The 12,833-nt window shown below is 65.4% G+C and carries 10 protein-coding genes; 7 read left to right on the forward strand and 3 right to left on the reverse strand.

Features of this window, described 5'->3' with window-relative positions:
• Positions 1–52 precede the first annotated feature (52 nt).
• On the forward strand, positions 53–847 hold the full coding sequence (locus tag K1X74_12860) for a hypothetical protein (GenBank protein ID MBX7167212.1): 795 nt from the start codon (positions 53–55) through the stop codon (positions 845–847).
• A 45-nt stretch (positions 848–892) separates the two neighbouring features.
• Here K1X74_12860 and K1X74_12865 read toward each other — a convergent pair whose 3' ends face one another.
• From K1X74_12865 to K1X74_12875, 3 genes are all read right to left on the reverse strand, one after another.
• Complete coding sequence (locus K1X74_12865; GenBank protein ID MBX7167213.1) at positions 893–2,956, reverse strand: carboxy terminal-processing peptidase; 2,064 nt, start codon at positions 2,954–2,956, stop codon at positions 893–895.
• 329 nt (positions 2,957–3,285) lie between these two features.
• Positions 3,286–4,101: a hypothetical protein gene (locus K1X74_12870; protein MBX7167214.1), complete on the reverse strand. Its 816-nt coding sequence runs from the start codon at positions 4,099–4,101 to the stop codon at positions 3,286–3,288.
• Between the two features lie 60 nt (positions 4,102–4,161).
• Entirely contained in the window at positions 4,162–5,184 is a 1,023-nt protein-coding gene (locus tag K1X74_12875) for a DUF1559 domain-containing protein (GenBank protein ID MBX7167215.1), read from the reverse strand.
• A 119-nt stretch (positions 5,185–5,303) separates the two neighbouring features.
• Between K1X74_12875 and K1X74_12880 the strand changes: the two genes are divergently transcribed.
• The 6 genes from K1X74_12880 (at position 5,304) to K1X74_12905 (ending at position 12,782) form a co-directional block, all read left to right on the forward strand.
• On the forward strand, positions 5,304–7,115 hold the full coding sequence (locus tag K1X74_12880; protein MBX7167216.1) for a sigma 54-interacting transcriptional regulator: 1,812 nt from the start codon (positions 5,304–5,306) through the stop codon (positions 7,113–7,115).
• Between the two features lie 35 nt (positions 7,116–7,150).
• Positions 7,151–8,452, forward strand: coding sequence for an exodeoxyribonuclease VII large subunit (xseA, locus tag K1X74_12885; protein ID MBX7167217.1), 1,302 nt, complete (start codon positions 7,151–7,153; stop codon positions 8,450–8,452).
• 42 nt (positions 8,453–8,494) lie between these two features.
• Positions 8,495–8,902, forward strand: coding sequence for an exodeoxyribonuclease VII small subunit (gene xseB, locus K1X74_12890; GenBank protein MBX7167218.1), 408 nt, complete (start codon positions 8,495–8,497; stop codon positions 8,900–8,902).
• A gap of 61 nt (positions 8,903–8,963) precedes the next feature.
• The gene (locus K1X74_12895; protein ID MBX7167219.1) at positions 8,964–9,887 is read left to right on the forward strand and encodes a polyprenyl synthetase family protein; all 924 of its coding nucleotides are present in this window, start codon (positions 8,964–8,966) and stop codon (positions 9,885–9,887) included.
• The gene (dxs, locus tag K1X74_12900; GenBank protein ID MBX7167220.1) at positions 9,888–11,807 is read left to right on the forward strand and encodes a 1-deoxy-D-xylulose-5-phosphate synthase; all 1,920 of its coding nucleotides are present in this window, start codon (positions 9,888–9,890) and stop codon (positions 11,805–11,807) included.
• A gap of 90 nt (positions 11,808–11,897) precedes the next feature.
• Positions 11,898–12,782, forward strand: coding sequence for an NAD(+)/NADH kinase (locus K1X74_12905; protein ID MBX7167221.1), 885 nt, complete (start codon positions 11,898–11,900; stop codon positions 12,780–12,782).
• The last annotated feature ends 51 nt before the right edge of the window (positions 12,783–12,833 follow it).

A 12,833-nucleotide genomic window follows, 5' to 3' on the forward strand; every position in this document is an offset into this window, starting at 1 on the left:
CAGCGCAGCGATTTTCCCCGGGCGCGTGACGCTTGCAGGCAAGGAGCCACGGATGGCCAGTCGAGCAGGCACGCGATCGCGGCAGCCGGCCGTGGCGCCCTGGAATCTCGGGGCCGTGCTGTTGACGGCACTGCTCGGGTGGCTGGCCGCGTGGATCATGGTCCGCGCGGCGCTGGGGCATTTCGAGCGGCCGATCGGATCGGTTCCGCTCCTGCTCGTGGCTTGCGTCGCCTGCGGCGCAATCTTGATCGCCGACGAGCTGGTGCGCCGGACTCCAAGATGCTCCCGGGGCGTCGGCGCGGCCCTGTTGGCTTCCGTGTCATTGCTGGCCGTCGTCGTGACCACCACGCTGGGGACCGCCGGTGGCTCGGTTCGCGCGATCTCGCTGGCGGCCCTGCTGCCCGTCGCCGTGACGCTGCTCGCCGTCGGCCGCGCGGAACTAGCCACGATTGTGCGGCGGCGCGGCCGGAACGCTGCACTGCCCGGGCTCGTGTTCGACGCGCCCCCCTACGCGGAGTCTCCTGGCCGCATGCTTCAAGAGCTGGCGCGTTCGATCGACGCGACCGGTTGCGAGCAAATCGCGGGCACACTGCGCGCCTGGCCCGAGCCGGGCCAACGAACTGTGCAGTTCCACCTGGCCTTTTGCCCGCCGCTGGCCCACAACCCCGAGATTGAGGTCGAACAAACCGCAGGGCCCGATGCGCGCTGGAAAGTGGGCGCGGCCTGGCCCTTTGCGGCGCGCATCGACGGCAAACTGGCGGCCACCGCTTCTGGCAATGAACCCATCGAGCTGGAGTTTATCGCCCGCGCGCCGGCGAGCATCGATGATGCGGGGGCGATGGCCTGACGGCTCGCACACCCCATACGGCCGTTAGCGTGCTGACGCACCTCGTTAGCGTGCTGACACACCCTTGTCGACGATCCGCCCGTCGAAACGCAGGCGGACGTAGTCGCAAGTGATCGCCATGGCCTCGTCGAGATAGTAGTCGCGTTTGATCGTGGTGCTATCGGGGTTCTCAGCCGCTTCGAGTTGGTCCTCTTCGGCCTCTTCGGCGTTGAACTCCTTGCGCTCGGCGAGAAACTTCTCCTCGTTGAGCGTCACGGCCTTGCGCTCCTTCTGGGCCAGGTAGCGCTCGATCTTGTGCTCCTCGCGCTGAAACTCCTTCGACTGTTGCGTGCGCTGGCCCGAGAGGCCCTTGAGCTGCTTGACGAGGTCGGGATCGGCCATGTGCAATTGTTCGAAGGCGGCCTTGTCGACCTTGTCGAACGGCAACGCATAGGGCAGGTCCGACTCGCCGACCGGCAGATGGCTGCTGAGTGCCGGCAGTTCGACGTCGGACACGACGCCACGGTTTTGAGTGCTGTCGCCGCTGGGGCGATAGAACTGCTGCATGGTGATCTTCAGCGCGCCGAGCGCCGATTGCTGGCCGCGGAACAACTCCCACGAGATGTCCTTCAGGCTTTGGACCGAGCCCTTGCCGTGCGTCGATGAATCGCCGACGACGAGTCCCCGACCATAGTCCTGGATCGCGCCGGCGAAAATCTCGCTGGCACTGGCCGAGAACTTGCTGATCAGCACGACGAGCGGCCCGTCCCAGGCCGTACCGCGGTCGCGGTCCTGGTACGACTCGACCTCGCCGAAGGCGTTTTTCACCTGCACGACCGGTCCGCGGTCGATGAACATGCCGGTCAGCTTGATCGCTTCTTCCAGGGCGCCACCGCCGTTTTTGCGCAGATCGAGGATCAAGGCTTCGACGCCCTGGGCGCGGAAACCTTCGAGAATCCGGCCAACGTCACGGCTCGTGCTGCGGAAATCGGGTTTACCGAGCCGCGCGCCGTTCATGTCCATGTAGAAGCTCGGAAGGTCGATCACGCCAACCTTGTAGGGTCGGCCGTCGGGCCGTCGCCCGGCTTCGAAAACGCTGCCTTGAGCGGCGCTGTCGTTCAACTCGACCTTGGCCCGGGTGATCGGAATCACCAGCGGCTGCTCTTCGCCGGCGCGGACCACCTTGAGCCGCACCACGGTTCCTTCCTTGCCGCGGATCAGGTCGACCACGTCGGACAGCTTCATATCGATCACATCGACGATCTCACCGTCGGGGCCCTGCCCGACGCCGACGACGTGGTCCTTCTTCTTCAGGTGACCGTCGCGAGCCGCAGGCCCGTCGGGAATCAACTTGCTGACGATCGTGTCGCCGTCTTCCGATTGCAGCGCGGCCCCAATGCCGGCCAACTGCAGGCGCATCTGAATCTCGAAGTTCTCCAGCGTGTCGGGCGACATGTACGACGTATGTGGATCGTACGAAGTCGTCAACGCGGTCAGGTACATCTCCAACAGTTCGCTGGAGTCGATCTGGTGCATCCGCCGGGCCAGGCTCTTGTAGCGCCGCGTCAACTTTTCGACGGGCGACACGCCGCCCGACTTGCCCGCCTCGGCCAACGGCACCAAAGGCTGGCCGTTACGGCCGGCCTTTTGCTCCTTTTCCTTCTCCAGCACGTCCCGGGCCTTGAGCACCAGCAGATCGTACTTGACCCGCTTGCGCCAGCGTTCGCGCGCCTCGGCCTGATCCTTCACGTAACTGAGCTGTTCGGGATCGGTGACGATTTCTTCATCCACCGTGAAATCGTGAGGCTCGTTGAGCAGCTCCAGGGCCGTCTTCACACGCTCGTCGATCCGCGCGAGGAACGTATTGAACACCAGGTAGGCAAAATTGACGTCGCCCTTGATGATCAGATCGTCGAGCTGCGTCTTGCTCTGGTTAAACGTGTCGATGTCCGACTGGTAGAAGTACAGCTTCTGCGGGTCGAGCGCCTCGAGAAACGTCTTCAAAAACCGCTCGCTCATTTCGTCGTCCAACCGCCGCTGCGAGACGTGATCGCGTCCCAGCATGTTGGTCACCGAGATCGTGATTCGCCGGTCGGTCGAACTGGGAACCGTAAGATCGGCCCAAGCCAACGGGGCCAGCGTCCCCGCAAAGACTGCCAGACCAAGAACCGCGGAGACGACCGTCAAGAACCCGTGAGAGCGAGGAGAGCGGTGCATTGACACCCCCGAGAGGTGGGTACGAAAGGATGAGCACTAAGTGCTTACATTTCAAAGACTTAACCGCATGCTATACAGTTTCGCGCAGCGTGGCAAGATCAAGCCGGCGTTGTAGCGATGCTGCTACTGCCGCCGCATGCGAGCAGGTCGACGTTACCACTTACGCAAGCCCTGCCGTGGAAGTTCTGATTCGACAAGCGTTTACTCGGCCTCGGCCCAATGGCAACCCAGCGGCGATTTGGTTACACCCGCGGCGACTCGGCCGACGACAAATTCTCTGCAACCGGCAAATCTTCGCGACATGCATCGGCAATTTCCAGTGCCGCCATTGCCAAAAGTTGGTCGGGCCCCAGATGGGTGGCTAGCCGCCAGTGTATCGCGGGGAACTGCTGGCTTGCCTGGGCAACCTGCGCGGCGAGCCGCGACAGCAGTTGTCCCTGAAACAGCAAATGCGGCTGGACGATCACTTGGGGAAAACCCAGTCGGGCCACGCTCTCCAGCGCCGTATCCACTCTTGGTTCGGCCATGGCCGTAAAGGCCAACGCGTACCGGGCCGTCGGAGTGCGCTCGTGGCGAAGCCGGGCAAATTGAGCCATCTCGGCGTTGGCCTCTGGATCGTGGCTGCCCCGGCCCACGAACAACACCAGCGTTTCGGCCACACCGCGGGGTGCGTCGCACATGGCCTGCTCGAACCGCACGGCCGACAGCTCCAGCAGCCGCGGGTGGCAGCCCAAGTGCTGCCGCTGCACGATCTCCAGGCCCGGGTGCTCTGCCGCGGCGAGCTTCAGGGCCTCGGGTATGTCACGTTTTGCATGTCCGGCCGCGAACAGCACCAGCGGCAGGGCCAGCAGGCGTTTGGCGCCGCGCTCGACGGCCCGATCGACGGCCGCTGCAATCGACGGTTCGGCGAATTCCAGAAAGCCGGGCTCGACGATCCAGCCCGGGCGGGCGACGGAGATTTGCTCGACCAGCGCTGCAAACTCGGCCACGCCGGCCGCTTCGCGGGTGCCGTGGCCGATGACCAGCAAGGCAGCGGGCTGAGAGTTGCTCGGTTTCACGAGGACATCGTAGTCGGACGGTCACGCACGGCAAACTGCTCGCGCCAGCGCAGACGTGGACTACATTTCCGGGTCGATCACCTTGCCCACGTTGATCGTGAGCGGTTTGAGCAACCGTTCGTCGCTCACCGTATCGGAGATTGCCTGGACCGATCCATCGCCAAAGGCCGAGATGAACAGGCCTGGATGGAGCCCTTCGATCCTGGCCCGGGGCTTGGCACAATCGATGACCAGGTCTTCCGGCTTGGTCCAGGGAATGTTCGTTCTCGTTTCGATCAGCAGGATCGATTTGCTGTTGCCATCGGTGAAATCCCTCACGCCGCGACCCTCGCGGCCGAACAAGACGAACGCCTCGCCCACAGTCGAAACCACGGTCGTATTCGTGCTCGCGGGCTGCTGGTCGGTCGATGCTTGACACTCGGCGGGAATCAGATCGAGCAATTGCAGGTTGTGTGGGCTGTCCCAGGGCTCATCAAGCTTGAACCGCTGATAGAGGTCCTTTTGGTCCAGGTTCAGCAAGATGTGGACGCGCCAGTTCAACAGTGGCTTGCCGTCGGCGTCGTAGTTGGCCTGAACGGGAAAATGCTTGTGCTCATCGTGCCAGAGATGCCAGGCGATCGCGATTTGCTTGAAGCGGCTCATCGACTTCGCGCGTCTCTCGGCCAACGGGGGCACATGCCTGGCGAGCAGCGATTGGGCCCGAGGCGGTGTTTTCGACTTGCCGGCGACCGGCGCTTCGCGGCCCGCGGCCGCGACTTCGGGATCGCGACCACCCATGCTCCGATCGTCGGCGGGCTTCGCATTGGTGTTTGTCGCCGGGCTGAAATGCCGCGAAGTCTTGGCCGTGGCCACGCCCCGATCGGTCCGCATCCCCAAGAAGGCGCAGACCAAGAGCGCGAGCGCGCCAATCGTCATCCGACGTACCCACCGCGAATGGCTCAATCGATCGGTCGGCAAATAGACCGACGCGGATAACGCCGCGACGCGATCTTCCAGGGGAGTGGGCGCGGCCAAAAACCCGCGCACCGGCCAGGCCGCAGGTGTCGCCTCGCGACGCAGCGCCAGGCCGGCCGAGGCCCGCAAATAGACGTCTGCGCCGCCGACCGGCCGGGGTATATTGCAGGGACGGCGGTCTGCGCCGTCTCTTACCGCGTGAGGGTTGTCCGTTGTCCGTGCCGTCTGCCGAATACGTCTATCTCACCATGAAGGTCGGCAGCCGCGCCGGGATGAGCTTCTTGCTCGATCCCCGAGGTCAGACGACGATCGGCCGCGGCGACGATTGCACGATCACCGTGGCCGACCCGCTGAGTTCCCGGGTCCACGCCATCGTTTCCCGGCACGACGGACGCTGGTGGGTCAAAGACCAGGACAGCCGCAACGGGACTTTCGTCAACGACGCCAAGATCGACGAAGCCGCGCTGGCCGACGGCAACTATCTGCGCGTCGGGGCGACTGAATTCTCGTTCCATCACTGCACCGACCCGCCGACGGTCGCCTTCTCGAACAGCGAATTGCTGCAAGAGGTCGTCCGCGACACGGTCATGGACGCGGGCGGCACGGCCGCGCATGCCCTGGCGGCGATCGGCGATACAGGTCAGGCCCATGACCTGCTGCTGCTCTATCAGCTCAGCATCAAGCTGCTGGGCTGTTCCGACCCGATGGAGGTTGTGCGGTTCAGCCTGGAGCTGCTGCGCGACCACACGCGGGCCTCGGTCGTCGGGTTCCTGTGGATCGATGAACAAGGCGAACTACGTCCCAAGCTCACGATCCCCGCCGCGGGCCAGGAGCAGATCCCGCTCAGCCAGGCGCTGACCCGGCTGGTCTCGCAGGAAGGCCATGCCGTGTGGATCGCGAACCAGCAGTCCCGGGAACGCTCGGCCCAATTGCAACACTATGCCGACGCGTTGTGCGTGCCCCTGTTGAGCCAAGGCGAGGTCCTGGGCGCGGTGCATGCCTATCTGGAACGAGGGCGATTTCGACAATCGCAATTCGACTTTGCCATTTCGCTCGCCAATATCACGGCCGTGGCCCTGGTGCGGGCCCGCCACACCGAGAACCTGCAAACGAGCCTGAGCCGGTTGCAGGAAAAATCGGCCTCGTCGGACGAAATCGTCGGTTCGAGCGCTCCTATGCGCGAGCTCAAGGCCCGAATCCAGCGAGTCGCCGCGACGAGCGGTTGCGTGCTGATCCGCGGCGAAAGCGGCGTCGGTAAAGAGCTCGTGGCCCGGGCCGTACACCTCGCGAGTCCCCGGGCCGACCGTCCGATGCTCTCGGTCAATTGTGCGGCGATTCCGCACGACTTGATGGAAAGCCAATTGTTCGGTCACAGGGCAGGCGCCTTCACGGGCGCCGATCGCGACCATGCCGGATACTTCCAGCAGGCCGACCTGGGCACGTTGTTCCTCGACGAGATCGGCGAATTGACCCTGCCAGGGCAGGCGAAGCTGCTGCGCATTCTCGAAGGGCATCCATTCCTGCCCGTCGGAGCGACGCAAGAGATCAAGGTCGACGTCCGCGTCATTGCCGCGACCAATCAGGACCTGCAAACCTACGTGCGAGACAAGCAGTTCCGCGCCGATCTGTTCTATCGTTTGAGCGTGTTCGAGTTGAATGTCCCTCCACTGCGGCAACGCGGCGAAGATATCGCCGCGCTGATCGATCACTTCCTCGATCACTTCCGGCGCCAACACGGCCGGCCCGAATTGAAGCTTTCGGACGACGCCCGGCAGCGGCTGCTGTCCTACCACTGGCCGGGCAACGTGCGGCAACTGCGCAACGTGATGGACAGCGCCGTCGTGTTGGCCGTGGGCCATGAAATCGAGGTCTCCGACCTGGGCCTGCGCGACGCCGGCGGCGGCGAGCTCGAGACGCTCCGCTTCGATTACTGGGAACGGCGGTTGATCGACGAGGCCCTGCGCCGCACTTCGGGCAACGTGCCCGAGTCCGCCAAGCTGTTGGGGATCGGTCGGGCCACGCTGTACCGCAAGCTCGACGAATACGGCATCCAGCGATAACTGGCACACAGGCTCACGCCCCCCCTTGGTTTGCCATGGCCCAGCGCGAGCTGTTTCCCGACGAACCCGAGCTGCCGGCGGCGCCGGCGGCCGAAGCCCAGCAGCCATCCATCTGGAGCGTGGCCGAGCTGACGCTGCGGTTGAAGGACCTGCTTGAGACGGCGTTTCCGGCCGTGTGGGTCGCGGGCGAAATCTCCAACCTTTCGCGGCCCCAGTCGGGCCATTGCTACCTGACGCTCAAGGATGACGAAGCACAAATCCGCGCCGTGATCTGGCGCGGCACTGCCAACCGCGTGCGGTTCGACCTGCACGACGGTCTGGAAGTGGTGTGCTTCGGGCATCTCGACGTCTATGCCCCGCGCGGCACGTATCAACTGGTGATCGAGCAGATCGAGCCGCAAGGCATCGGGGCGCTGGAGCTGGCGCTGCGGCAGTTGCGAGCCCGGCTGGCGGCCGAGGGGCTGTTCGACCCGGCGCATAAGCGCTCCCTACCCCGGTTTCCGCGGACCATCGGCGTCGTCACCAGCCCCAGCGGTGCGGCCGTGCGCGATTTTCTCGAGGTGCTCAAGCGTCGTTGGCGCGGCGCGGACGTGCTGATTTTTCCGGTCCGCGTGCAGGGCGACGGCGCGGGGCTCGAAGTGGCCCGGGCCATTCAATTGGCCAACTGTCTGCCGCAGCCGCCGGAGGTGCTCGTCGTCACGCGCGGCGGAGGGAGCCTCGAGGATCTTTGGGCGTTTAACGAAGAACACGTCGTCAGGGCGATCCATGCGTCGCGGATTCCCGTCGTGTCGGCGATCGGCCACGAAATCGACGTGACGCTGGCCGACCTCGTGGCCGACGTGCGAGCCTTGACCCCGAGCGAAGCGGCCGAGCGTGTCGTGCCTTCGGCCGCCGAGCTGCGCGAAGTCTTGGCCCAACGCAGCCGGCGCCTCGTCGCGGCACTGCGTAGCCGAGCGGTTTCGGCGCGGGCCCGGCTCGACGCGCTGGCGGCGCACCGCACGCTGCGCCGGCCTTTGGACCGCGTGCATGATCTGGCGCGGCGCGTCGACGAGCTGGCTGCGCGCGCGGCGCGGGCCGCCACGCATCGCACGCGCGACACCCGCCGCCGCATCGAAACCGTCGCCGCGCGGCTCGAATCGCTCAGCCCGGTGGCCGTCCTGGGGCGCGGGTACAGCGTGACCCTGCTGGAGAACTCTTCAGGCGAGCGCACGGTGGTGCGCTCCGCGGCGGAGCTTCAGACCGGCGACACGCTCGTGACCCGGTTTGCCCGTGGCCAGGCCACGAGTCGCGTCGAGTCGATCGAGCCGGGGGTCGAACCCTCGTCGGGCGAAGCGTAAACTCGTGTTGGCGTGAGTCGATGAGCCGTGAAGGAAGCTTGCTTGAGCGACGAAACCCCCGCTGCCCCCGACGATCAACCCGAGACGAACTTCGAGGAGGCGCTGGCCAACCTGGAGCGCATCGTCCATGACCTCGAGGACGGCCAAATCGGGCTGTCGACGGCCCTGGCGCGTTACGAACAGGGCGTGGCCCTCCTACGGCAATGCTACGGCCTGCTGGAACGGGCCGAGCGGCGCATCGAGTTGCTGACCGGGTTCGATCCGGCCACGGGGCCGGAAACGGCGCCATTTGACGACGAGGCCTCGGCCGACCTTGAGGCCAAAGGGTCCCGCCGCAGCCGGCGCCGGTCCGCACCAAAGCCCGCAGACGAGCCCAAGTCGTCTGGCGGAAGGGTGTTGCGATCATCGAGCGACAGCCCGGAAGTGGACGACGCCGAGGGGTTGTTTTAGAATCTCCCCCGGCGCGTGCGCCCATGTGGGGGAACCATAAGACCTTAGGCGGCTCGATTCGATGGTGGGTACCACGCAGGCCCTGGGCGAATATGCCGTGGCTGCCCGGGCGCGGATCGAATCCGCGCTCGTCCGCTACCTACAAGGCGATGCGGTCGCGGCCATCTCGCAGGCCGGCGTCGAAACCTGGCCGCCGCGACTGGCAGAAGCCATGCAATACGCCGCCTTAGGAGGCGGCAAACGGCTGCGAGCCCTGTTGGCGCTGCTGGCGGCCGAGGCCTGTGGTGGGAGCGAAGCCGCGGCGATGCCCGTGGCCTGCGCGGTTGAAATGATTCATGCGTATTCGCTGGTCCACGACGATCTGCCGGCCATGGACGACGACGACTTGCGGCGCGGTCGGCCGACTAACCACCGCGTGTTCGGCGAGGCTATGGCGATCCTGGCGGGCGACGCCTTGTTGACCCGGGCCTTCGAGATCGTGGCCGGCGAGGTGAGGCCGGCCGAAGTTGCCGCACGCTGCTGCGCCGAGCTGGGCGGCGCCGCCGGCGCCAGCGGCATGGTCGGGGGCCAGGCCGACGATATCGACGGCGCGTTTCAAGCCGGCAGTCTCGAACAGTTGGAGCGGATTCACGCCCGAAAAACGGGGGCCATGCTGGCAGTTTCCTTGAAATTGGGGGGGCTCGTGGCCGGTGCCAGCAGCGAACAACTCGCGGCACTGGCCGCGTATGGTCGGGCGGTGGGGATCGCGTTTCAGATTGCCGACGATCTGCTCGACGTCGCCGGCGACGAGGCGAAGATCGGCAAGCGCGTGCGCAAAGACGCCGAGCAGGGTAAGCTGACCTATCCGGGGTTGCTGGGGATCGAGGAGAGCCGCCGCCGCGCCCAGGCGCTGGTGGCTGATGCCGCGCGGGCCCTTGAGCCCTTGGGCGCGGCCGGATCGCTGCTCGAGGAGTTGGCCCGGTACGTCGTCGAAAGGGACCGATAGATGAAGTCGCTGTTGTCGCAGATCGACTCGCCGCAGGATCTCCAGGCACTCTCACTGGTCGAGCTGGAAAAGCTGGCGCAGGAAATGCGCGAGGCCCTGTGCAATCTCGTTTCGACGCGCACGGCGCACTTCGCTTCCAATCTCGGCGTGATCGAGCTGTGCCTGGCGCTGCACACCACGTTCGACTTTCGTCGCGACCGCCTGATCTGGGACACCGGGCACCAGATATATCCGCATAAGATGATCACCGGGCGGTTTCACGAGTTCGGCACGATGCGCTGCAAGGGCGGGCTGATGGGCTATCCCAACCCGCACGAAAGCGACTACGACCTGTTCATGACCGGCCATGCCGGCTGCAGCGTATCGACCGTGCTGGGGCTCAAGTCGGGCGACGACCTGATTCCCGGTGAGGGCGACCGCCATGCCGTGGCCGTGATCGGCGATGGCGCCTTGCCGTCGGGCATCGTGTTCGAGGCCCTCAACAACGCCGGCTTCCTCAAAAAGCGGATGCTGGTGGTGCTCAACGACAACAAGATGTCGATCTGTCCGCGCGTCGGGGCGCTGGCCCAATACCTCGACCGCACGCGAATGGACCCGCGCTACACGGGCCTGAAGACCGAGGTGCAGAAGTTCTTGCACCGCATGCCGATGCTGGGCGACGAGGTCGAGAAGTGGCTCCTGCACGTCAAGGACTCGATCAAGGCCGGCCTGACCGGCGGCATGCTGTTCGAAGAGTTGGGCATTCGCTACATCGGGCCGGTCGACGGCCACAACCTCGCGCAGTTGCGCAAGTATCTGCAGATGGTCAAAGACGTCGAGGGCCCCGTGCTGCTGCACGTGGTCACCGAAAAAGGCCACGGCTTTCAGCCGGCCGCCGAGGACCCGGTGTTCTTCCACACGCCGGCGCCCTTCGAACACGAAGACGGCTGCGTGATCGCGATCAAGAAAAGCTCGTCGCGGGCTTATACCGACGTGGCCTCGGAGGCGATCTTTGCCCAGATGGAGCGCAACCCGCGGGTGACCGTGATGACGGCGGCCATGTGCCAGGGCAACAAGCTCGAGCCGGTGCGCGACGCCTTTCCCGATCGCTTTTTCGACACCGGCATCTGCGAGTCACACGCCGTGGCGTTTGCCGCGGGCCAGGCCAAGGCTGGCCTGCGACCGATCGTCGACATCTACAGCACCTTCCTGCAACGCAGCTACGACCAGATCTTCCAGGAAGTCGCATTGCAAAATCTGCCGGTCACCTTGATGCTCGACCGCGCAGGGCTGACCGGTCCGGACGGGCCGACGCATCATGGCTGCTTCGACCTGGGGTATCTGCGTGTGTTCCCGAACCTGGTCGTGATGGCCCCCGGGGACGAGGCCGATCTGCCGGCGATGCTCGATTTTGCCCTGGCGTCGCCGAGCCCCTGCGCGATCCGCTATCCAAAGGCCGGGGTCGAGACCGTGGCCCGCGAGGTGGCGCCGATCGAGCTGGGCCGTTCCGAGGTGATTCGCACCGGAAACGACGGCACGGTGATCGTGGCCGGAACGCTCTTGGGAACGTGCCTCAAGGCGATCGAAAGTCTGCGCAAGGAAGGCCTGGAGCTGGGGCTGATCAATGCCCGCTTCGTCAAACCGCTCGACACGGCCGAGATCTTACGGGCCATCGAGCGATCGCCGTTTGTGGTGACGGTGGAAGAATCGTCGCTGCCCGGCGGCTTTGGCTCGGCTGTGCTCGAGGCGGCGGCCGACGCCGGGCTGGACGCCAGCCGCGTGCGTCGCCTGGGAATTCCCGATCGGTTCATCGAGCACGGCGAGCGGAACGAACTGCTGGCCGACCTCGGCCTCGACGCGGCCGGGCTGGCGCGCACCTTGCGCGAATTGGCGGTCACCTACAGCGGCTGTTCCGCGGCAACCCAAAGGCGTGTGAGCTGACGCGACGCGTGCGCTGGTGCGGCCAGGGCGCAGTTGTGCTTGGGGGCAGGCTGCTTGTAGGCAGGCGGGTTGCCGCCTAGGATCAGCCCCATGGCCACCAGTTCTTCTGCGGTGCGCAAGTTCACCGCACCCGGTCCCCCGCGAACCATCGTGCTCGGCTCGGGCGAGCGTCCGCTCGTGGCTGCCGCGGCCAGCGAGCTGCGATCGCAGATCGAGAGCCATTGCCAGATCGTGGCCTGGGACCTCACCTTCGCGATCGATCCGGCCGATTACGACGCCGAGTTGGTGATCGTGTTGGGCGGCGACGGTTCGATTCTCCGCGCCGTGCGCAAGCTGGGCGAACACCAGCGGCCGATCCTGGGAATCAACCTGGGCCGCCTGGGCTTCCTGGCCGACCTGCGGCCTGCCGAGCTGCCGGTCGTGCTGCCAGCATTGACAGCAGGTCAAACACGGATCGTCGATCACCTGATGTTCCACTGCGAACACCGCCGCGGCGAACGTGTGCTGGCACATTCCTTGGGCTTGAACGAAGTCGTGGTGCACGCCGGTCCGCCGTTCGCGATGCTCGAAGTCGATTTCTACGTTGACGCCGAATTAGTCACTACCTACAGTTGCGACGGCCTGATTGTCAGCACGCCGGTTGGCTCGACGGCGCATAGCCTCTCGGCCGGCGGCCCGATCCTGCGGAAAGATTTGCAGGCGTTCGTCGTCTCGCCCATCAGCCCGCACACGCTGACCAATCGGCCCGTGGTCGACGCGGCCGAGCGATGTTTCGAGCTGGTCGTGAACCAGCCGAACCCTGGTACGGACGTGGTCGTCGACGGACAGGTGCTGGGCAACTTGCAGGCCGGCGATCGCGTGTCGATCTGGCGTGCCTCGACGACCTTTCAGTTGATCGAAGTGCCCGGCCACAGTTACTACAAGACGCTCCGCGAAAAACTCGGTTGGAGTGGACAGCTTCATCCGGGCAGTTAGCCGGGTTGCCCGTGGCCCGGCCGGCGCGACAGGCAGTCGCGCTGCACGCGG

It is taken from the genome of Pirellulales bacterium, from assembly GCA_019694435.1.
In the GTDB taxonomy this organism is placed as follows: Bacteria; Planctomycetota; Planctomycetia; order Pirellulales; family JAEUIK01; genus JAIBBZ01.